At 60.9% G+C, this 20,983-nt stretch carries 21 protein-coding genes; 8 read left to right on the plus strand and 13 right to left on the minus strand.

All coding sequences use genetic code 11. From position 1 onward, the window contains the following. Window positions 1–35: 35 nt before the first annotated feature. Window positions 36–791, minus strand: coding sequence for a COG4705 family protein (locus ACYZUM_RS19590; RefSeq protein ID WP_041068467.1), 756 nt, complete (start codon window positions 789–791; stop codon window positions 36–38). 342 nt (window positions 792–1,133) lie between these two features. Between ACYZUM_RS19590 and ACYZUM_RS19595 the strand changes: the two genes are divergently transcribed. Beyond that, window positions 1,134–1,409, plus strand: a complete 276-nt coding sequence (locus ACYZUM_RS19595) for a hypothetical protein (RefSeq protein ID WP_086791830.1) — start codon at window positions 1,134–1,136, stop codon at window positions 1,407–1,409. Between the two features lie 252 nt (window positions 1,410–1,661). Continuing rightward, complete coding sequence (locus ACYZUM_RS19600) at window positions 1,662–2,291, plus strand: flavin reductase family protein (protein WP_041068463.1); 630 nt, start codon at window positions 1,662–1,664, stop codon at window positions 2,289–2,291. Here ACYZUM_RS19600 and ACYZUM_RS19605 read toward each other — a convergent pair whose 3' ends face one another. After that, window positions 2,292–2,534, minus strand: a complete 243-nt coding sequence (locus tag ACYZUM_RS19605) for a hypothetical protein (protein ID WP_007965872.1) — start codon at window positions 2,532–2,534, stop codon at window positions 2,292–2,294. A gap of 43 nt (window positions 2,535–2,577) precedes the next feature. Further along, window positions 2,578–2,931: an antibiotic biosynthesis monooxygenase family protein gene (locus ACYZUM_RS19610; RefSeq protein ID WP_473061069.1), complete on the minus strand. Its 354-nt coding sequence runs from the start codon at window positions 2,929–2,931 to the stop codon at window positions 2,578–2,580. A 430-nt stretch (window positions 2,932–3,361) separates the two neighbouring features. Here ACYZUM_RS19610 and ACYZUM_RS19615 point away from each other — a divergent pair, with 430 nt between their 5' ends. Next, entirely contained in the window at window positions 3,362–4,291 is a 930-nt protein-coding gene (locus ACYZUM_RS19615) for an AraC family transcriptional regulator (RefSeq protein ID WP_007965868.1), read from the plus strand. 151 nt (window positions 4,292–4,442) lie between these two features. Here ACYZUM_RS19615 and ACYZUM_RS19620 read toward each other — a convergent pair whose 3' ends face one another. The 6 genes from ACYZUM_RS19620 to ACYZUM_RS19645 form a co-directional block, all read right to left on the minus strand. Then, window positions 4,443–5,498: an ABC transporter ATP-binding protein gene (locus ACYZUM_RS19620; protein ID WP_473061070.1), complete on the minus strand. Its 1,056-nt coding sequence runs from the start codon at window positions 5,496–5,498 to the stop codon at window positions 4,443–4,445. Window positions 5,499–5,511: 13 nt separating this feature from the next. Then, window positions 5,512–6,360, minus strand: coding sequence for an ABC transporter permease (locus ACYZUM_RS19625; protein ID WP_473061071.1), 849 nt, complete (start codon window positions 6,358–6,360; stop codon window positions 5,512–5,514). Next, window positions 6,357–7,265: an ABC transporter permease gene (locus ACYZUM_RS19630; protein ID WP_473061072.1), complete on the minus strand. Its 909-nt coding sequence runs from the start codon at window positions 7,263–7,265 to the stop codon at window positions 6,357–6,359. The genes ACYZUM_RS19625 and ACYZUM_RS19630 overlap by 4 nt, the downstream gene beginning before the upstream one ends. 156 nt (window positions 7,266–7,421) lie before the next feature. Continuing rightward, window positions 7,422–8,525 (minus strand): ABC transporter substrate-binding protein, encoded by a 1,104-nt coding sequence (locus ACYZUM_RS19635; protein ID WP_027612490.1) that lies wholly within the window; start codon window positions 8,523–8,525, stop codon window positions 7,422–7,424. Between the two features lie 217 nt (window positions 8,526–8,742). Then, window positions 8,743–10,194, minus strand: coding sequence for an aldehyde dehydrogenase family protein (locus ACYZUM_RS19640; RefSeq protein ID WP_473061073.1), 1,452 nt, complete (start codon window positions 10,192–10,194; stop codon window positions 8,743–8,745). Next, window positions 10,191–11,828 carry a 5-guanidino-2-oxopentanoate decarboxylase gene (locus ACYZUM_RS19645; protein WP_473061074.1) on the minus strand — a complete coding sequence of 546 codons (1,638 nt, stop codon included), beginning with the start codon at window positions 11,826–11,828 and terminating at the stop codon, window positions 10,191–10,193. The genes ACYZUM_RS19640 and ACYZUM_RS19645 overlap by 4 nt, the downstream gene beginning before the upstream one ends. 228 nt (window positions 11,829–12,056) lie before the next feature. Between ACYZUM_RS19645 and ACYZUM_RS19650 the strand changes: the two genes are divergently transcribed. After that, window positions 12,057–12,938 carry a LysR substrate-binding domain-containing protein gene (locus ACYZUM_RS19650; RefSeq protein WP_473061075.1) on the plus strand — a complete coding sequence of 294 codons (882 nt, stop codon included), beginning with the start codon at window positions 12,057–12,059 and terminating at the stop codon, window positions 12,936–12,938. Between the two features lie 113 nt (window positions 12,939–13,051). Here ACYZUM_RS19650 and ACYZUM_RS19655 read toward each other — a convergent pair whose 3' ends face one another. Beyond that, window positions 13,052–13,666, minus strand: coding sequence for an NAD(P)-dependent oxidoreductase (locus ACYZUM_RS19655; protein WP_473061076.1), 615 nt, complete (start codon window positions 13,664–13,666; stop codon window positions 13,052–13,054). Between the two features lie 45 nt (window positions 13,667–13,711). After that, a complete protein-coding gene (locus ACYZUM_RS19660) occupies window positions 13,712–14,590 on the minus strand; it encodes an MBL fold metallo-hydrolase (protein WP_473061077.1) in 879 nt (292 codons plus the stop codon). 114 nt (window positions 14,591–14,704) lie between these two features. Between ACYZUM_RS19660 and ACYZUM_RS19665 the strand changes: the two genes are divergently transcribed. Both ACYZUM_RS19665 and ACYZUM_RS19670 read left to right on the plus strand, forming a co-directional pair. Next, window positions 14,705–15,610, plus strand: a complete 906-nt coding sequence (locus ACYZUM_RS19665) for a LysR family transcriptional regulator (RefSeq protein ID WP_473061078.1) — start codon at window positions 14,705–14,707, stop codon at window positions 15,608–15,610. A 140-nt stretch (window positions 15,611–15,750) separates the two neighbouring features. Further along, window positions 15,751–15,927 (plus strand): hypothetical protein, encoded by a 177-nt coding sequence (locus ACYZUM_RS19670; protein ID WP_174376820.1) that lies wholly within the window; start codon window positions 15,751–15,753, stop codon window positions 15,925–15,927. Window positions 15,928–16,063: 136 nt separating this feature from the next. Here the strand turns inward: ACYZUM_RS19670 and ACYZUM_RS19675 are convergent, their stop codons facing one another. Continuing rightward, window positions 16,064–16,948, minus strand: a complete 885-nt coding sequence (locus ACYZUM_RS19675) for a helix-turn-helix domain-containing protein (protein ID WP_095668431.1) — start codon at window positions 16,946–16,948, stop codon at window positions 16,064–16,066. A gap of 178 nt (window positions 16,949–17,126) precedes the next feature. On the opposite strand from ACYZUM_RS19675, the gene pobA reads away from it, so the two are divergent. Both pobA and ACYZUM_RS19685 read left to right on the plus strand, forming a co-directional pair. Then, a complete protein-coding gene (gene pobA, locus ACYZUM_RS19680; protein ID WP_473061079.1) occupies window positions 17,127–18,320 on the plus strand; it encodes a 4-hydroxybenzoate 3-monooxygenase in 1,194 nt (397 codons plus the stop codon). Between the two features lie 79 nt (window positions 18,321–18,399). Further along, window positions 18,400–19,917, plus strand: a complete 1,518-nt coding sequence (locus ACYZUM_RS19685) for an MDR family MFS transporter (protein ID WP_473061080.1) — start codon at window positions 18,400–18,402, stop codon at window positions 19,915–19,917. Window positions 19,918–20,000: 83 nt separating this feature from the next. Here the strand turns inward: ACYZUM_RS19685 and ACYZUM_RS19690 are convergent, their stop codons facing one another. Beyond that, window positions 20,001–20,849, minus strand: coding sequence for a cache domain-containing protein (locus ACYZUM_RS19690; RefSeq protein ID WP_041068432.1), 849 nt, complete (start codon window positions 20,847–20,849; stop codon window positions 20,001–20,003). Between the last annotated feature and the right edge of the window lie 134 nt (window positions 20,850–20,983).

Genomic DNA, 20,983 nt, shown 5'->3' on the forward strand with positions numbered 1-20,983 from the left:
GGAGCTGGCTTGCCAGCGATTGGGGCGACTCGGTATCAAGTCAACTCGGCAACCGGCGGCTTGCCATAACGCTTCTGCGCATACGACGCGCCGACAATCATCACCAGCAGAATCCCTGCCAGCACCGCCGACGAGCCGATGGTGCCGAAGTCCAGGCCACCCTTTTCATGGGATTTGGTCATCAGGTCGCCCAAGGTCGCACCGAACGGCCGGGTCAGCACGAACGCCACCCAGAACAAGACCACGGTCGAAATCCTGGTGAAGTATTTGAGCGCAACCACCACGGCAATGGTCGAGCCGATCAGCAGCGCGCCACCGGCAAAACCCAGGCCCGAATCATCGGCCAGGTAGTCGCCGAGCGCGGTCCCCAGGGTGTTGGAAAACAGAATCGCCATCCAATAGAACATCTCGCCGCGGAAGGTTTGCACCTTGCTGACGTTCAGCGAATCGCCGCTCAGGCGCCAGGCCGCGAAGATCGCCAGCAGAATCGCAATCAGGATCATCGATCCGGTGGCGTAGCCCAGTTCAAGGGTGCGGTCCATGAAGTCGGACATGGTGGTGCCGGCGGTGCTGGTCGACAGAATCACGATCCAGTACAGCAGCGGCTTGTAGGTCTTGGCCATCAACTGGGTGATCAGGGTCAGCACGAACACGCTGATCAGGATCAGCGAGCTGAGGGCGTAACCGACGTTGAGGGTCATCGACAGCAAATCCCCCGCGGTTTCCCCCAGGGTCGTCGCGCAGATTTTCATAACCCAGAACGCCAGGGTGATTTGAGGCAGTTTATTCATCGCAAGCAAAGCTCCAGAGTGAGACGGCCGGTTCTTGGTTTTCTGGCCGTGGGCAGACTGGCGTTGCACCGGTGAAAAACCGGTCGGGAATGTATGAAAAATCTGTCACACAGCCCGAAGGAGGCCATTAATTAGCGGTTAATGCATCTCCCGCATCCTGCACCTACCTGATCGATGACCTGCGCGGCGCTCGCTCTAACGACGAAAGCGAATTGAATGCGTCGCCATTAATATCAAGTTAATCGATTGTTTTTAGCATTTATTTGCGCTTTTTAATCAATTTAGTTGGCGTAGCATTAGATCCAAGCAAGACACATCGCCAACGCATCTGGAGTAACTGACATGAAAACCAAACTGATCCTCGCCCTGACCCTGTCCGTATTGGCCGCCAACACTTTCGCTGCCGATGGTTCGGACAAAACCAAATCGGCCGACTTCATTTCCGGCGCCAGCGCCGCCATCGAAACCAGCCACTCGGGCACCTACGCCGCTGACGGTTTCGATAAAACCAACATCGGCAAAACCGTGGCCGCCGATGGTTTCGACAAGACCGGTACTGCCAACGCCATCGCGGCTGACGGCTTCGATAAAACCGGGACCGCTGCAGCCATCAGCTAAGTTTCAGCAGTCCATTCACAGCCCGGCTTAGGCCGGGCTTAGTCATTTCTGGGGCAGCACAATTTCTGAAATCCATACAAATCTCCTGTAGGAGCTGCCGAAGGCTGCGATCTTTTGATTTTGTTTTTAAGATCAAGATCAAAAGATCGCAGCCTTCCAGCTCCTACAGTGGGATCAGCGTTCGACTGGAAATACGCGGTGCGCTCTTACACTATGGCGTCTTTCAGATTGCCCTTTTGAGGAACCCCGTCCATGTCCGATGACATCCACTTCTACGAACCCGCTCACGGCCACGGCCTGCCCCACGATCCGTTCAACGCCATCGTCGGCCCGCGCCCCATCGGCTGGATTTCTTCGCAGGATGCCAATGGGCAGTTGAACCTGGCGCCTTACAGCTTCTTCAACGCGTTCAACTACATTCCGCCGATCATTGGTTTTTCCAGCGTCGGGCGCAAAGACAGCCTGAATAACATCGAGCAGACCGGCGAGTTCGCCTGGAACCTCGCCACCCGGCCGCTGGCGGAGCAGATGAACCAGAGCTGCGCGATGGTCGCGCCGCAGGTCAACGAGTTTGAACTGGCCGGACTGACGCCCGTAGCGTCGAAGGTGATTGCCGTGCCACGGGTCGCCGAAAGTCCGGTGTCCTTCGAGTGCAAGGTCACGCAGATCATTCAGCTGCAGCGCGCCGATGGCGAAACCGTGCCGAGCTGGCTGATTCTCGGCGAAGTGGTTGCCGTGCATATCGCCAAGTGGCTGTTGAAGGACGGGATCTACGACACCGCCGCGGCAGAACCGATTCTGCGCGGCGGCGGGCCGGCGGATTATTTCCAATTGGGGCCTGAAGCCCTGTTCAAGATGTGGCGCCCGGGGGCGGTCAAATAACTACCAGATCAACTCGGCGTCATCAGTGACACCCTTGAGGCGATCCAGCTCATTGATGGCAGCCTCATCGGCAGCGATGGCGCCGGGGAACACCTGGTCACCCAGCAGTTTGTGAAAGCGTGGCGCACCGCCATCGACCAGGGCCTTGACCGCGATTGCCGCGTGATAACCCTTGTTGCCGCCCAACTCGACGGGGACGACTGCGGAGACTGCTTCGAAGTGTTCAAACTCTTTACGTGCCATGGCACACATCCTGGCTCAGACCAATAAGCCGGACATTAAACCCTCAACCGGCGAGTTTGTGTATCGGTGCCGGGCATTGTCCGAGCGCCTGCGCCGCCGACACCTCTTTGAAGGTGTGGAAATCCAGGCTGTTGACCACCAGGTCCTGGACCAGCTCGGCAAAAATCTGCATCGACGGGCTGTTGAAATACGCAGTCATTGCCTGTTGATGGCTCCAGAAACCGGAGACCAGCCACAGCTCCGGATCGCATTGCGACTGCTGCAAGGCGAAGTTCAGGCAACCGGGGGCGTTGCGTGACGGTTCGATCAAGGCACTGAGGCGCACACCCAGTTCGGCGGAGCGGCCGGCGCGCGCTCGAACGAAGGCCATATGACTGACGGGAATCTGCTTGGACATGTTCAACCCTCCCAGGGAGTCGCGTGGCAGCCGGGGGACGGGCTGCGACAGGATCCAAGGTTAAGGGCCGCGCGCAAGGCGCCGTTAGTCGATTCCTGCCGCTGCGTTGCACAATCCTGCGAGACTGCACAAACGCCCGATGTCGACGGGTAGAAACCTGTCACACCGCTGTCACAACGCTTTTGTGTAGGAGCTGCCGAAGGCTGCGATCTTTTGACCTTTGTTTTTAAAATCAAAAGATCGCAGCCTTCGGCAGCTCCTACAGGGGTCTTTGCTCCAAGCAATAAGGAGGCGATGACCGGGCGATGGCCGGCACGCAAAAGCAGCCGATGCAGAATCAGGCAAGCATTTGACAGGATGTGTCTACCGCTGGCGCTTGCACAAATATAGGCTCTGCCCCATTCCACCGTCTTAGCAGAGGATGCCGCGCATGACGTCATTCGATCGTTTCCAGTCTCCGCCCGATGCCGACATGGAAAAACAGCGCGCAGAACTCGCGGCGATCATCCGCCGCAACACCACCGACGACGGCAGTTACCAGACCGCCATCGGCTCACTGTTCATGTCGCGCCACACAAAATCCCATGACTTCGCCCCGGTGCTCGCGCAACCAGCGCTGTGCATCATGGCCCAGGGTCGCAAAGAGGTACGGCTGGCCGATGAGTTCTTCAATTACGACCCGCTGAATTACCTGGTGGTCTCGGTCTCGATGCCGCTGAGCGGGCGGGTGGTGAATGTCTCGCCGGAGGATCCGATCCTCGCCGTGCGCCTGGACATCGACCCGGCGGAAATCACCGCACTGATCGCCGACGCCGGCCCCATGGGCGTGCCGACCCGGCCGACCGGGCGCGGCCTGTATGTGGAGAAGATCGACAGCGCGATGCTCGACGCGGTGTTGCGTCTGGCGCGACTGCTGGATGCGCCGAAAGACATCGCCATGCTCGCGCCACTGATTCGCCGGGAGATCCTCTATCGCCTGCTGCGCAGTCCGCAGGGCCACCGTTTGTATGAAATCGCGATTGCCAACAGTCAGAGCCATCGCATCAGCCAGGCGATCAAATGGCTCAACGGCAACTTCGAACAACCGCTGCGCATTGATGATCTGGCGAAAGAAGTGAACCTCAGCGTCTCGACCTTGCATCACCGTTTCAAAGCGATGACGGCGATGAGTCCGCTGCAGTATCAGAAGCAATTGCGCCTGCAAGAGGCGCGACGCCTGATGCTGGCCGAAGGGCTGGAAGCGTCGGCGGCGGGCTATCGCGTGGGCTATGAAAGCCCGTCGCAATTCAGCCGTGAGTACAGCCGCTTGTTTGGTGCGCCGCCGTTAAGGGATCTGGCGCGGTTGCGGCAGTCGGTCTGATCAAGGTGTTGTGTTGTATCGACTGACGCCATCGCTGGCAAGCCAGCTCCCACAGAGTTTTGTGCTGAACACAGAATGTGTGCACAGCCGAAAAACCTGTGGGAGCTGGCTTGCCAGCGATGGGGCCAGTCAAGACAACCTCAATCCAGAATCAGGCACCGAGTACCCGACACGCCTCGCTCGGCAACGTCACCGACACCGGATGCCCGATCCCCAATCCGATCCCCTGACACGGCGTACTCAACGCGGTGAACGTCACCCCGGAACACTCCACCGTGGTCTCGATGGTCGCGCCAATATCACGCACAAACGTCACCTTGCCGAGCAAGCGATTGCCCGCCGTGGCTTGTGGCGCGGACAGTTGCAGATCCTCCGGACGAATCAGCATCTTCACCTTCTGCCCCGCCTCGATGCTGCTGCAGATCGGCACTTGCAGCGCATCACCGCCCGGCAAACTGACCTTGCCGTCACCCAGCGCCGTGGCCGGAAAAATGTTGCCCGAACCGATGAAGTCGGCAACGAACTCGTTGGCCGGATGCCGATAGATTTCGATCGGCGTGCCCACCTGCTGCACCTTGTGCTCGCCGAGCACCACGACGATGTCGGCCATGGTCATGGCTTCGCGCTGGTCGTGGGTGACCATGATCGTGGTGATGTTCAAGCGCTGCTGCAACTGGCGGATTTCCACCTGCATCGACTCGCGCAACTTGGCGTCCAGCGCCGACAGCGGTTCGTCGAGCAGGAGGATTTTCGGCCGCGAGGCGATGGCCCGGGCAATCGCCACCCGCTGTCGTTGCCCGCCGGAGAGTTTCGCCACCGGCCGGTCGATCATCGCTTGCAACTGGATCAGCTCCAGCAACTCCACCACCCGCGTCTGCTGCTCGACCTTGCTCACGCCGCGCAGTTTCAGCGGATAGGCGATGTTCTCGCCAACGGTCATGTGCGGGAACAGCGCCAGCGACTGGAACACCATGCCGAAGTTGCGCAGGTGCGCCGGGGTGTGACCGATGTCCTCGCCGTCGAGGCGAATCTCACCGCCGGTGAGGGTTTCCAGCCCGGCGATCATCCGCAGCAAGGTGGTTTTGCCGCAGCCCGACGGGCCGAGAAAACACACCAGTTGGCCTTCCGGCAAATTCAGATTGACGTCCTGTACCGCGCAAGCCGAGCCGTAGAATTTCTCGACGTTTTCCAGAATCAGACCAGTCATGTTGCACCTCAAATCAAAAGGAAACGCCGCCCTCGCCCACCAGCTTCTCCAGCGCCCAGATCAGGACGAAGTCGATCAGCACGATCAGCACGGCAAACGAGAACACGGTAGGGTCGAGCGATGACACGGTGCGGCTGTACATCCAGATCGGCACGGTCATGACGTCGATGGTGTAGAGGAAATAGGTCACGGTGAATTCGTTGAACGAGACGATGAACGCCAGCAGCATCCCCGCCAGAATCCCCGACTTCATCAACGGCACCACCACATCGACAATCGCCCGCAGCGGTGAGGCGCCGAGCATACGTGCCGCCTCTTCGACTTCGCTGCCGATCGAGAGCATCGCGGCGGTGCAGTTTTTCACCACGAACGGCAGCGCCAGAATCACGTGGGCAATCACCAGCCGCGAGGTGGTCAGGTGGAACGGCAGGCTGTCGAACACCAGCAGCAACGCCAGTCCCAACACCACCATCGGAAACACCAGCGGCAACGACATCAGTTGCAGCGCCACGGCCTTGCCACGGAACTCGCAACGGGTCAGCGCATAGGCGGCAGGCACCGCGATCAGCGTGGCGAAAACCATGGTCAGGCACGACACCAGCAAGCTGGTGGCCATGGCCTGGCCGAGGCTCAGCACGTCGCTGGCGTCCGGCGAAACGAGGGTGTGCCAGGCCGCCTTGTACCATTGCAGGCTGTAGCTGCTCGGCGGGAAGTCGAGGTTCGACGCACCGCTGAACGACATGACGATCATGGTCAGGATCGGCAACACCGCCAGCAGCAGAATGACCCCGGAGAGGATCCCGGCGAACTTGCCGGTGTCGCCGTGCAGCAGCGCCATGCGCTTGTTGGTCAGGGTACTCATTGCGAAGCCTCCAGCAGGCGCCGACGACGGCCGGTGATGTATTCAGACAAAGTCATGATCGCCAGCGTGGTGACGATCAGCACCACCCCGGCCGCCGATGCGGCGGGCCAGTTCATCAGCGGCGCGATCTGGTCATGCACCATCACCGCGAGCATCGGCACACGGCGACCACCGAGCAGCAACGGCACGACAAAACTGCTGGCGTTGTAGGCGAACACCAGCGTCGCCCCGGTGATGATCCCCGGCAGACTCATCGGCAACACCACCTGACGGAACACCTGAAAACGACTGGCTCCCAAGGTAGCGGCGGCCTCTTCGTAGGTGCGCGCAACACCGCGCATGGCGCTGGCAATCGGCAGCACGGCCAATGGAAACGCGGTCTGCACCAAGCCCATGAGCACACCGTTCTGGTTGTACAGCAACATGATCGGGCGCTTGATCAGGCCCAGGCCCATCAGCGTCTGGTTGAGCATGCCGCCCGGGCCGAGAATCACCAGCCAGCCGTAGCTTTGCAACAGCAGGTTGACCAGCAGCGGCAACAGCACCGCCGCGAGAAAAATCCGCCGCACGAACGGCGAGGTCAGCCGCGACATGGTGTACGCCACCGGGATCGCCAGCAGCACCGCGATCACCGCGCTGATCAGCGCCAGACGCAGGGTCAGCAGCAGGGATTTCAAATAATAGGGTTCAAGCAATTGCGCGTAGCTGGCGAGGCTGAACCCGCTCCATTCCGCGCCTTTAGTGCCGACGCTCATGCGCAGCACCAGCAGACTGGCGGCGATCAGCACACCGAGAAACAGCATCGACGGCGTGAGGAAAAACCACGCCCGGGCGGTCGGCGAAATACTGCGCGCCGGGCGCACGTCACCTGCGTCGACCGGTTGGGTCAGGGATTGATGTTCCATAGCAATGATCTCGTCAATGGAAAGCCGAACAACACATCCCTGTAGGAGCTGCCGAAGGCTGCGATCTTTTGATCTTGCTGTTGATCCTCATCTGCGCAAAGAAGATCAAAGGCAAAAGATCGCAGCCTTCGGCAGCTCCTACAGGAGGTGTTAGGGTCAGGAAGAAAAGATTTCCGTATAACGACGAATCCATTGGTCATGCACGGTCGCCAGGAAGGCGTTGTCGTGCATGATCGCCTTCTCGGCAATCTGCTCCGGGGTGAGGATGTACGGGCTCTTGCGCGCTTCGGCGGAGATGATCGCCTTGGCGTTGACCGGGCCGTTGAAGATGTCTTCGGCCATCTTGCCCTGCACCAGCGGATCGAGAGAGTGGTCGATGAAGGCGTAGGCCAGGTCGGTGTCGCCCGGACGGTTCTTCGGCATCACCGAGAGCATCAGGTCAGTGTAGAAACCTTCCTTCATGCCAAACGTGGCACCGAGGCCGTAGTTCGGATCGCGGATCTGCTTGGGGAAGAATGCCGGGGCGTACAGCCCACCCATGTCCAACGACCCGGTGCGGAACAGCTCGGCGATCTGGTTCGGGTTCTCGCCGAGGGTGACCACGCGATCCTTGAGCTCGGCGAGTTTCTTGAAGCCCGGCTCGATGTTGTGTTCATCACCACCGGCGAGTTTCGCGGCGATGATGATCAGGTCCATGGCCTCGGTCCAGTTCGGCGGCGGCAGGAAAATGTTCGGCGCCAGATCGGCATCCCACAGCGCGGCGTAACTGTCCGGAGCCTGCTTGAGGGTGCGGGTGCTGTAGACCAGACTGTTGCACCACAGCAGGTAACCGATGCCGTGCCCGTTGGCGCCAGTGCGGTATTTTTCCGGTACGTCGATCAGGTTGGGAATGCGGTTGAGGTCGGGTTTTTCCAGCAGTCCGGCGGCGGCCAGACCTTCGGCGCCGACCCCGGCCAGGGTGATGATGTCGTACTGCGGACGATCACCGCCGGCCTTGAGTTTGGCGACCATTTCCGAGGTGCTGCCGGTGCGGTCGGCAATGACCTTGGCGCCGGTCTTGGCCTCGAACGTGGCGGCGATGTTGCGCAGTGCGGCGAGGCCGGTGTCATCCGACCAGGTCAGCAAACGCAAGGTCTTGCCGGCAAACCGTGTGTCGCTGGCGCTGGCCCGGATGAAGGGCATGCTCAGGGCCGCCGCTGCTACCGAGGCGACGCCGACGGTTTTAATGAATTGACGCCTGTTCAGATCATGCTCGCCCATGAAGGACTCCCTTTGTTCTTTTAAGTATGAGGTTGGTCGCAACCGTTGCATCCGCGCGGCCGGATCCGCTGCAGGCCTTGTATTCAAAGGCCTGCAGCGCAGCCGACGGGTTCATCCTGAGGTCGTGCAATACACCTGACTATCGATAAAAACTCATCGAAGCCATGACACCGACGCATGCCTCGTTGCGAGGCATGCGCTCACCTTTTTCGGGCGCTCAGAGCGCCCGGATCACGTGTTTGATTTCCTGAAACGCAGCCAGGCCCCACGGCCCCAATTCACGGCCGATGCTGCTCTGCTTGTAGCCGCCCCACGCCGTCTGCGGGAAGATCACTTGCGGCGCGTTGAGCCATACAAGCCCCGCCTGCAGGGCGTTGGCGACGCGGTCGGCAGTCTCGGCGTTACGCGTCACCACACTGGCGACCAGCCCGAACTGGCTGTCGTTGGCCAAGGCAATCGCCTCGGCTTCGCTGCTGAAACTGCGCACACAGAGCACCGGGCCGAAAATCTCTTCACACCACAACGCACTGTCGAGGGGCACGTCGGTGAACACTGTCGGCTGCAAAAAATAGCCGCGCGGCAGATGCGCCGGACGATTGCCGCCGCACACCAGCTTCGCCCCGGCGCTCAAACCACGGTCGATGTGGCCGAGCACACGCTGGTATTGCGCCTGATTGACCAGTGCGCCCATCTCCACGTCCGGGTCGAACGGGTCGGCCACGCGAATCGCTTGCGCGCGTTTTTGCAGACGCTCAAGAAACTCATCGGCCAGCTCATCGGCGACCAGCACACGACTGGTGGCCGAGCACATCTGCCCGGCATTGAAGAAACCGCCGCCGCAAGCCAGTTCCACGGCCAGTTCCAGATCGGCATCTTCGAGCACCAGCAGCGAAGATTTGCCCCCCAGTTCCAGGCTCACGCCCTTCACCGTTTCGGCGGCGCGCTGCATCACCTGCACGCCGACAGCGTTGCTGCCGGTGAAGGAAATCTTGGCGATGCGCGGATCCGCCGACAGCGGCGCCCCCACCGCCAGACCGGTGCCGCAGACCAGGTTGAACACGCCGTCGGGCAGACCGGATTCAGCGATGATCGCCGCCAGTTCCAGCTCCGGCAGCGGCGTGACTTCCGACGGTTTGAGCACCACACAGCAACCGGCGGCCAAGGCCGGTGCGAGCTTCCACGCAGTGGTGACCATCGGAAAATTCCACGGCACGATCAGCCCGACCACACCGCACGGTTCACGGCGCAGACGCGCACTGAAATCGTCGCTGGGCAGCGCCACGTTGCTGTCGAGTTGTGCGTCGAGGCCTTCGGCCAAACCGGCGTAATACTCGAAGGTGGCGATCACATCATCGACGTCGATGGCCGCTTCGAACTGTGGCTTGCCGTTGTTGCTCGACTGCAACTTCATCAAGTGGTCACGCCCGTTGCGCACACCGTTGGCAATGTTGCGCAGGATCGCGCCGCGTTCGGCACCGCTGGTTTTCGACCAGTGCTTGAACGCTGCAGTGGCGGCGCTGACGGCCAGATCAACCGCGCGTTCATCGCCGCCATTGACCGTGGTCAGCAGTGCTTCGGTGGCCGGGTTGATCACCCGCAGGTGCTCACGCCCGGCCGACCATTGACCATTGATGTACAGACCATCGAGGGTGGTTGGGAAGTTGATCATTGGGCCACCGCCTGCATCCATTGGGTCTGGTCGATTTCGATCACGGTCGGGCCTTGGCGGTCAGTCGCCGCACGCAGCGCGCCACGCAATTGCTCAACCGAGCTGATCGCTTCAGCGGCGCAGCCCAGGGCCTTGGCGACGCCGATGAAATCCGGGGTGTAGATATCGACGCCGACCGGCTCGATGGCGCGGTTGACCATGTATTTCTTGATCTCTTCGTAACCCTGGTTATTCCACAGCAGCACGATAACTGGCGTGCGCGCTTCAACCGCGCTGGCCAGTTCCGGCAGGGTGAACTGCAAGCCGCCATCGCCGATCAGGCAGACCACCGGCGGACGAGCGCCGCCCTCGACGCTGCCGCCAAGCCACGCGCCAATCGCCGCCGGCAGGGCGTAACCGAGGGTGCCGTAACCGGTGGACGAGTTGAACCAGCGCCGTGGTCGCTCCGGGTTGAAGGTGAGGTTGCCGGTGTACACCGGTTGCGTGGAGTCGCCGACGAACACCGCGTCCGGCAACTCGTGCAGGACGGTTTCGAGGAAGCGCGTCTGAGCCAGTATTGGTGCATCCCAGGTCGCGGCCAGCTCATCGCGCAGACGCGCTGCCCGCACCTGGCCCCAATCGTTGCGCCGCTCGGCCAGCGCCTGCTGCGACAGCGCACCGAGCAGCGCTTGCGCAGCGTTGCGCGAGTCGGCGACCAAGGCCACGTGCGGCGGATAGTTGCGCACGGTCTGATCGGCGTCGATGTCGATGCGCAGCAACTTGCCGGGAATCTCGAAGCCGCCGGCGAAGGTCACGTCGTAATCGGTTTCGGCCAGTTCGGTGCCGATTGCCAGCACCACGTCGGCATCGGCCACCAGCGCGCGCGTCGCGACCAGGCTTTGCGTCGAGCCGATCAGCAGCGGATGGCTGGTCGGCAGCATGCCTTTGCCATTAATGGTCAGCGCCACCGGGGCGTCGAGCAACTCGGCCAGTTCGGTGAGTTCGGCGGCGGCATCGATGGCCCCGCCACCGGCGAGAATCAGCGGACGCCGAGCGCCGGCCAGCAACTCGCTCATGCGCCGTACGGCAGCCGGTGCAGCCCCGGCGCGGTCAATATTCACCGGAACGCTGGCGAGCAGTTCATCAGCCTCTTCCACCAGCACGTCCAGCGGAATCTCGATGTGCACCGGACGCGGACGCCCGGCCTGAAACAGTGCGAAAGCACGGGCCAGCACGGCCGGCAATTCTGCCGCCGACATCAAAGTGTGGGAGAACGCCGCGACGCCGCCGACCAGCGCGCTCTGGTTCGGCAACTCGTGGAGCTTGCCGCGACCGCCGCCCAACTGGCTGCGGGTCTGCACGCTGGAGATCACCAGCATCGGGATCGAGTCGGCGTAAGCCTGGCCCATCGCGGTGGTGATGTTGGTCATGCCCGGGCCGGTGATGATGAAGCACACCCCCGGTTTGCCGCTGGTGCGCGCGTAGCCGTCGGCCATGAAACCGGCGCCCTGTTCATGCCGTGGGGTGACATGGTTGATGCTCGAACGGGCCAGCCCGCGATACAGCTCCACGGTGTGCACCCCGGGAATGCCGAACACCTGCTCGACCCCGTAATCCTCGAGTAACTTGACCAGTACTTCGCCACACGTCGCCATGTCGATTGCCCTTCTTGTTGTTCAATACGCCGTGCCAGTGTGGGAGCGAGCTTGCTCGCGAAAGCGGTGTATCAGCCACATTGATGCTGAATGGAAAACCGTATTCGCGAGCAAGCTCGCTCCCACATCGATCCGGGTGGAATGAGCTCATTGAACGGGCGGCAGGTAGCGGCAACAATCGATTAAAAGTCATACTAGCCATGTCCTCACGTCATACCTTGGATCCACATGAAACGACTGCCTCCCCTGCCCGCCCTGCACACGTTTCTGATCACTGCGCAGTGCTGCAACTTCACCCGGGCGGCCGAGCAGTTGCACATCACTCAGGGCGCGGTGAGCCGGCAGATTGCCGGGCTGGAAGCTCATCTGGGGTATGAGTTGTTCATCCGTCTGGCCCGAGGCCTGGAACTGACCGCCGAAGGACGCGAATGGCTGCCACGGGTGGAAAAGATCTTCGGTTTGATCAGCCAGGCCACCGAGCAGATCGGGCGCAAGCGGCAAACCCTGCAACTCAAGGCGCCCAGCTGCGTGATGCGCTGGCTGGTGCCGCGCCTGCTGCAATGGCAAAAGGAACGCCCGGACGTGCCGGTCAAACTGACCACCACACTGGCCCATGGCGTCGACTTTCAGCGTGAGCAATTCGATGCGGCGGTGATCTACGGCACGCCGCCGGACAACTCCTCGACCGCGCTGCATCTGTTTGATGAACAGCTGACACCGGTCTGCTCGCCAGCATTATTGAAAGGCCCACCGGCGCTGAGCGAACCGGCCGACCTGCAACAGCATCTGCTGCTGCATCCGACCCGCGACACGCAGGACTGGACGGTGTGGCTGACCGCTGCCGAATTGCAGTTGAGCAACGTCAACATGGGGCAGCATTTCGAGACGCTGGATCAGGCGATGTCGATGGCGTCCCACGGGACGGGGGTGGCGATTGGCGACTGGTCGCTGATCGGCGATGACCTGCACGCCGGGCGGCTGGTGATGCCGTTTGAGCTGAAGGTGAAAACGGGGCTGGGTTACTACGTGGTGATGCCGCAGGGTGCAGGGGCGTCGCCGCAGCTGGAAGAACTGATGATCTGGCTGGTGGAACAAGCCCATACCCGCTGAAACACCATTCCCCTGTAGGAGCTGCCGCAGGCTGCGATCTTTTGACTTTGATTTTAAAAAACAAGATCAAAAGATCGCAGCCTGCGGCAGCTCCTACAGGGGGCGTTTGCAGGTCAGTAGCCGACGGTGAACCGCTGACGCGAATGCTTCGGCGTTTCCACTTCGTCAATCAACGCAATCGCGTAGTCGGCGAAGGTGATCCAGCTGCGACCTTCGGCACTCACCAGCAAGTGATCCTTGCCGACGCGGAAGCTGCCGGTGCGCTCACCTTCGACAAACTCGGCCGATGGCGAGAGGAAGGTCCAGTCCAGTTCCTTCTCCTGACGCAAGGCATCAAGAAACGCCGCGCCAGCGCTGGCCTCGGTTTTGTACTCAGCGGGGAAACCGGCGCTGTCGATCACTCGGGTGTCGTCCGGCAGCAGCAGCGAACCGGCACCACCGACCACCAGCAGACGTTTCACGCCCGCCTGCTTCACCGGGCCAACCACTGCACTGGCCGGTACCGTGGCGAAATGCGCAGCGCTGATCACCACGTCGTGACCGGCGACGGCGGCTTGCAGCGCTGCCGAATCCAGCACATCGACATTCTTGCTGACCACACCGGCACGTGTGCCGATCTTCGAGGTGTCGCGGGCGATGGCGGTGACACTATGGCCACGACGCAGGGCTTCTTCCAGCAGTTGGCTACCGGCACGACCGGTGGCACCAATGATTGCGATCTTGCTCATGACATTCTCCAGTTGGCTTGAGAGTGCTGCGTTTTCAGAATCGGCTTACCACTGCATTTCGCCCTTGGCGACTTTGGCGCTCAGCTCCAGCGAGCTTTCTTCGCCGAGTGTCGGGTAGCGCTTTTGCATGGCCTTGATCAGTGCGGCGGAATCCTTGGCCTTGGCGGTTTCTTCGTCGAAAGCCTTAATGTAGTCGGCGGTGAATTTCACGCTGGCCAGCGAGCGGCTGCTCTCGCCCAGGTAGTGACCGGGCACCACGGTTTTCGGCTTCAGGGTTTCAATCGAATGCAGGGTTTGCAGCCAGTCGGCATGGGATTGCGCAGTCTGGGTATCAGCCATCCACACATGAATGTTCTCGGCGACTACCACGCCACCGACCACAGCCTTGAGCGACGGAATCCACACGAAGCTGCGATCCGGTTGTTTGCCTTCAAGGCCGACCACCTGCAACTTCTGCCCTTCGAGCATCAGGCTATCGCCCTTGAGCACGCCCGGCACGATGGTTTTGGCCGGTACGTCGTTACCCATTTTCGGGCCCCAGAAGGCGAGTTTGCCGGCGACGGTTTTGTTGATGTGATCTACGGTCGGCTGCGAGGCCAGTACCTTCGCGTCGGGGAAGGCCTGGGTCAGGGTGTCGAGGCCGAAGTAGTAATCCGGGTCACCGTGGCTGATGTAAATGGTGGTCAGGTGCTTGCCGCTGGCGCGGATCTTTTCCACCACCTGCTCGGCCTGGGCCTTGCCGAATTGCGCGTCAACCAGGATCGCGTCTTTCTCGCCGCTGACCAGCACCGAGGTCACCGGGAAGATCGCGTTGGTGCCCGGGTTGTAAACGTCCAGAGTCAGGTTGGCGGCAGCGGCGTGGGCCGCGAAACCGAGGGTGGCGGTGGCCAGCAAAACGCGCTTGAGGGTAGTGAAGCCGATCATCTGTTGCTCCGTGGTCCGAATGCCGTATTTGGCGATGGGACAGAGCTTAGTTGCCTGACTCGGTACAAAAAATGCGATGCTTGAACATAGTTTGTTTCTGAAAGCGGGCAAATCATGGATCGTCTTCAAGCAATGCGCGTGTTTGTCACGGTGGTTGATCTGGGCAGCCAGTCGGCAGCCGCCGATCATCTGGACCTGTCACGGCCGGTGGTGTCGCGCTATCTGGCGGAGCTGGAAGACTGGGTCGGCGCGCGTCTGATGCACCGCACCACGCGCAAATTGAGCCTGACCGCCGCCGGCAGCGAAATCCTGCCGCGCTGCCGACAGATGCTCGAACTCTCAATCGATATGCAGGCCGCTGTCAGCGAACCCCACGATGCGCCGCGCGGACTGCTGCGCATCAGTGTCAGCACCTCGTTTGGCCAGGCACAACTGGCCGATGCGATGGCGGCGTACGTCAAGCGCTACCCCGGGGTCAGCATCGATCTGCAAATGCTCGACCGCACGGTGAACCTGGTGGATCAACGCATTGATCTGGCGATCCGCACCAGCAATGACCTGGACCCGAACCTGATCGCCCGCCGCCTGACGGTGTGCCGTTCGGTGGTCTGCGCCGCGCCCGCCTACTTGCGCGACAACCCGCCGCCGCAGCGGGTCGAGGACCTGAGCCGGCACAACTGTCTGACGCATTCGTATTTCGGCAAGAGCCTGTGGCATTTCGAAGAGGACGGCGAACCGGTGTCGGTGCCGGTGCAAGGCAACATCAGCGCCAACGAGGCCAGCACGTTGCTGCGCGCGACCCTGGCCGGTGCGGGCGTGGCGATGCTGCCGACCTATCAGGCCGGGGTGCATGTGCATGCCGGAGAACTGGTGCGCCTGCTGCCGAATGCCGAGCCACGGCAGATGAACATCTACGCGGTGTACGCCTCGCGCAAGCACATGCCGGCGGCGCTGCGCAGCATGCTGGATTTTCTGGTGCAACGGTTTCCCGAGCATCCAGAGTGGGATGTGGGGTTGTAGAAAAGCAAAAGATCGCAGCCTGCGGCAGCTCCTACAGAGGAAATGCATTCCAAATGTAGGAGCTGCCGCAGGCTGCGATCTTTTGATCTTGTTCTATGCTGAAAGTAATACCGCAGGGTATGCGTTCAGAGGTCTACGCCATGAACATCAGAACAAGAAGGTACTTCGCGATCTTCATCACCTGCGCCGCCACGCTGGCGCTATACGGCACGGCGGCCTGGCGGGTCGAGCAACTGCGACAACTGCCCCGCGATTATGCGAGCTGCAATTTCGAGCGCTGCATTCCGCACAATGCGACGCTGAACGCATTGCGCTGATTGGCCGGAGCTGGAATGCGATCCTGTGGGAGCGAGCCTGCTCGCGAAAGCGGTGTGTCAGCCAACAACGATGCTGAATGAAGAACCGTCTTCGCGAGCAGGCTCGCTCCCACAGGGATTTGTGGTGGCAACAGATTTACTGCTCGGCCTTCAGCCGGTCGCGAAACGCCTTTGGCGAAATCCCCACCCTGCGCCGGAACAGGCGCGTGAAGTTGGTCGGATCGGAAAATCCCAACAATTCCGACATCTCGTAAATGGTCATGCTGGTGTACGTCAGCAAACGTTTGGCTTCCAGTAACTGGCGTTCGTGCATGATCTGCAGGGCTGGCTGCCCTGCCAGTTCCCGACACGTGCCGTTGAGGTGCGACACCGAAATCCCCAGGCGATGCGCCAGGTCTTCGACCTTCACATGCTGGCGGTATGTCTCCTCGACCAATTGAATGAAACCGTTGAGGTATTCGCGCTGGCGTTGTGGCCGCTGACTGGCGTTATGGCGCACGATCGCCTGACGGCTGACCCAGACCATGATCACGCTGACCAGCGAATGCATGAGCATTTCCCGCGCGGGTTGATGGCCGTTGTATTCGGCCTGCAATGCTGAAAACAGACTGTGCAGGTACTGCGCATCCTTGCCCGCCGGATAGTGCTCGGCCTGCGCCAGGGCATGCACCGAATTGCCCAGTTGCGCCTGCAGGTGGTTGATCAACGGATTGGCGAGGGTAACGACGAAACCTTCGACGTCCTCGGAAAAACGAAAGCCATGCACCGACAACGGGGGCAGGACTTGAATGGCGGGTTCGTTGAGCTGCGTGCGTTGACCTTCGATTTCAAGCTCTGCCTGACCTTTGAAAACGAAGAGTAACTGGCACAAATCGGCATGGCGGTGGGGTTTGATTTCCCATTGATGTTCGCGGCTGCGTTTGGAAATGGTTTCACAGTGCAGCAAGTCAGGGGTCGGCCAGTCCAGGCTTTCACCGTAGAGCTTGAACACCGGAATCGAAGGCAGGTCAGGCTTGTTCATCACTTCAATCCAGGCCTCGAGGTTTGCGGGCGATAATCGCACCGATTGGCAGAATGTACAGGTATCGGCTCAGTTTTCACCTTCAATTGACAGACCCGCAAGGGAAAAATGCAAGCACTCGATCCATAAAAATCATTCACCGACTCACGTCGCGTGAAGCTTGCGAGTCATAAAAACAATGAAAACGCTGAAAACCCAAGTCGCCATCATTGGCGCCGGTCCCTCCGGATTGCTCCTCGGTCAGTTGCTGCACAACGCCGGCATCGACACCCTGACTCTTGAACGCCAGACGCCCGATTACGTACTCGGGCGGATTCGCGCCGGCGTGCTCGAACAAGGCATGGTAGAGCTGTTGCGCCAGGCCGGCGTAGGCGCGCGCATGGATGCCGAAGGGCTGGTGCACTCCGGCTTCGATCTGGCCCTGGATGGGCGTCTGGCACACATCGATCTGCAGGCTTTGACCGGCGGCAAAACCGTCATGGTTTACGGTCAGACCGAAGTCACGCGCGACCTGATGGCCGCTCGTCGGGAGGCTGGCGCACTGTCGTTTTATGAAGTGAGCCATGTCGTTCCTCACGGCATGAAAAGCGACGAGGCCTTTGTCACCTTCGAAAAGGACGGCGAAACCTGGCGCGTCGATTGCGATTACATCGCCGGTTGCGATGGCTTTCATGGCGTGGCCCGGCAGTCGATTCCCGAAGACTGCCTGAAGATTTTCGAACGGGTCTACCCGTTCGGCTGGCTGGGAATTCTCGCCGACACTCCGCCGGTGCACGAAGAACTGGTCTACGCCCGTCACGAACGCGGCTTCGCCCTGTGCAGCATGCGTTCGGCCACCCGTACCCGTTATTACCTGCAAGTGCCGGCCGAGGAGAACGTTGCCGACTGGTCCGATGAGCGCTTTTGGGCTGAGCTGAAAACCCGTCTGCCCGCCGCGCTTGCCGAAAAACTGGTCACCGGCCCGTCGATTGAAAAAAGCATCGCGCCGCTGCGCAGCTTTGTCGTTGAGCCGATGCAGTATGGGCGGATGTTTCTGCTCGGCGATGCCGCGCACATTGTGCCGCCCACCGGGGCCAAGGGTCTGAATCTGGCAGCAAGTGACGTGAGCACGCTGTTCAATATTCTGCTGAAGGTTTATCGCGAAGGCCGCACAGATCTGTTGGAGAAATACTCGGAAATCTGCCTGCGCCGGGTCTGGAAAGCCGAACGGTTTTCCTGGTGGATGACCTCGATGCTGCACCGCTTCGACGAGCATGATGCTTTCAGCCAACGGATCAGCGCCGCGGAACTGGACTATTTCGTCAGTTCAGAAGCGGGTCGGAAAACCATTGCAGAAAATTACGTCGGGCTTCCTTATGAGGCTATCGAATAGCTTCCTACCGACTTACACTGGCGAGCATCCCCGCTCGCCCGATGGCCTGCGGGATTCTCACTGCCCGCAGGTTCCGCCCGTGACCAATCTTCACCAGCCTGAAACACCCAAACCGGCCATTCGCAGCGTGCTGGTCGCGCTGATGCTGGCGATCTTTCTCGGGGCATTGGACCAGACCATCGTCGCCGTCTCGATGCCCGCCATCTCCGCACAGTTCAAGGACGTCAGCCTGCTGGCCTGGGTGATTTCCGGGTACATGGTGGCGATGACCGTGGCCGTGCCGATCTACGGCAAGCTCGGCGATTTGTACGGACGGCGCAAACTGATGCTGTTCGGCATGGGCCTGTTCACCCTCGCCTCGCTGTTTTGCGGCATGGCGCAAAGCATGGAACAACTGGTGCTGGCGCGGATTCTCCAGGGCATCGGCGCCGGCGGAATGATCTCGGTCAGTCAGGCGATCATCGGCGACATCGTCCCGCCCCGCGAACGCGGGCGCTATCAGGGTTACTTCAGCAGCATGTATGCGGTGGCCAGCGTCGCCGGGCCGGTGCTCGGCGGCTACATGACTGAATACTTGTCGTGGCGCTGGGTATTTCTGATCAACCTGCCACTGGGGCTGGGCGCCTGGTGGGTGGCCAATCGCAATCTGCGCGGGCTGCCGATTCCGCAGCGCAAACCGATCATCGACTACCTCGGCACGCTGCTGATGATCATCGGTTTGACCGCGTTGCTGCTGGCCATCACTCAGGTCGGTCAAGGCCATTCGTGGCGCAGCAGCGAAGTGCTTGGCTTGTTCGCCTGTGCGGTGCTGGTGCTGGCGGTGTTCGTCTGGCATGAACGCCGGGCTCGTGAACCGCTGCTGCCGATGCATCTGTTCGCCAACCGCAACGCGTTGCTGTGCTGGTGCACGATTTTCTTCACCAGTTTTCAGGCGATCTCGCTGATCGTGCTGATGCCGCTGCGCTTTCAGAGCGTCACTGGCGCCGGTGCCGATGCGGCGGCGTTGCACTTGCTGCCGCTGGCGATGGGCCTGCCGATAGGCGCCTATTTCGCCGGACGCCGCACCTCGGTGACCGGTCGTTACAAACCTCAGATTCTGACGGGTGCGATCCTGATGCCGATTTCAATTCTCGGCATGGCCTTCAGCCCACCGGATGCGACGCTGATCAGCAGCCTGTTCATGCTGCTCAGCGGGATTGCCGGCGGCATGCAGTTCCCGACTTCATTGGTGGGTACACAGAACTCGGTGGAACAGCGCGACATCGGCGTCGCCACCAGCACCACCAACCTGTTCCGCTCGCTGGGCGGTGCGGTGGGGGTGGCCTTGATGTCGGCGCTGTTGCTGGCGTTGTTGCAGGATTCGAGTTTTGCCCATCTGGCGAGCAACTCGCTGCTCAGCGAAGGGCATTCGGGCAACGTGCTGCTCGACGGTTTGAACGCCGCACCGGGCGATGCGCAGAACGCCTTGCGTGCCGAGCTTTCGGTGACGTTCCGCCATTTGCTGTGGGTGAGTACGGCGGTGTCGCTGCTGGGGCTGGCGGCGGCGATTGCGATGCCGAACAACCTGCTGCGCGGGCGCGAGCACGGCGCCAAATAACAGCAAAAGATCGCAGCCTGCGGCAGCTCCTACAGAGATGCATTCCCATGTAGGAGCTGCCGAAGGCTGCGATCTTTTGATTTTCAGGGGCTGTAGTAACCCACCGCCACCAGAAAATGCCCGACCTTCTTCAGGTACGCATGCTTGTCCTCGACCTTGCCGGTCACCGGGTTTTTCCAGCGGTATTCGTATTCACCGTCATCCTGCTTGGCGATCAGCGCCAGCATCGGCTCGCCCACCGGTTTGCCTTCCGGGTCCTTGATCTTGCTGAAGTCGGTGTTGATCAGGCGCAGGTTGGTGCCGTGGGCAACGTAGCGTTGGGTCTGCAGATCGACCACGAACACATACAAATCATCCTGCAGATAACCACCCTTGAGCGAGTTGATGGCAGTCAGCGTACCCTTCTCGTTTTTCCCCAGATCGGTTGCAGCCTTGTCGAGAAGTGCCTTGGCCTGCTCGGCTGATGCACGCGGCAGGTAATAACCGACTGCCAGAATCCGCTGACCGATGCGCTGGTAGTAGACATGTTTGCGCTCGACCTTGCCGTCGGCCCAGTTCTGCCAGCGGTACTCGGCCTGTTGAATGCCGTTGCCTTCCGGCACCAGCAGGGCGTCCTTGAAGGCTTTCTGCAAATCCGGCGCGAGCACCTCGCTGACGTCACGGCCGATCAAGGCTGAAGAGGGCCCGCCGCTGGCGAGCATCACACCCTTGGTGTCGACCACGAACACGTAGCGATCCTTGTCGACGAACTCGCCCTGACGGCTGAACGCGGCGAAGGCCTTGTCGCCGTTGTCGTGGTAATAGGCCAGGGCCTTTTCCAGCAAAGCGATGGCGGCCTTGCTGTCGTCCTTTTGCGTGGCGGCAGCGTTGACTTGCCCTGCCCCCACAAAAAGCATCACCCCGAGCCACGCCACTTTATGCAGAAACCCCATAACGCATCCCTCGTTCTTGTTGGTGTTTCAAGAGCGTAGACGGCTTGGGCTCGGACGGAGGTCGAAGATGAATCCAGAAGTTGCCGCATTCCCTGTGGCGAGGGAGCTTGCTCCCGCTCGGCTGCGAAGCAGTC

This window comes from Pseudomonas sp. m6p, from assembly GCF_055760375.1.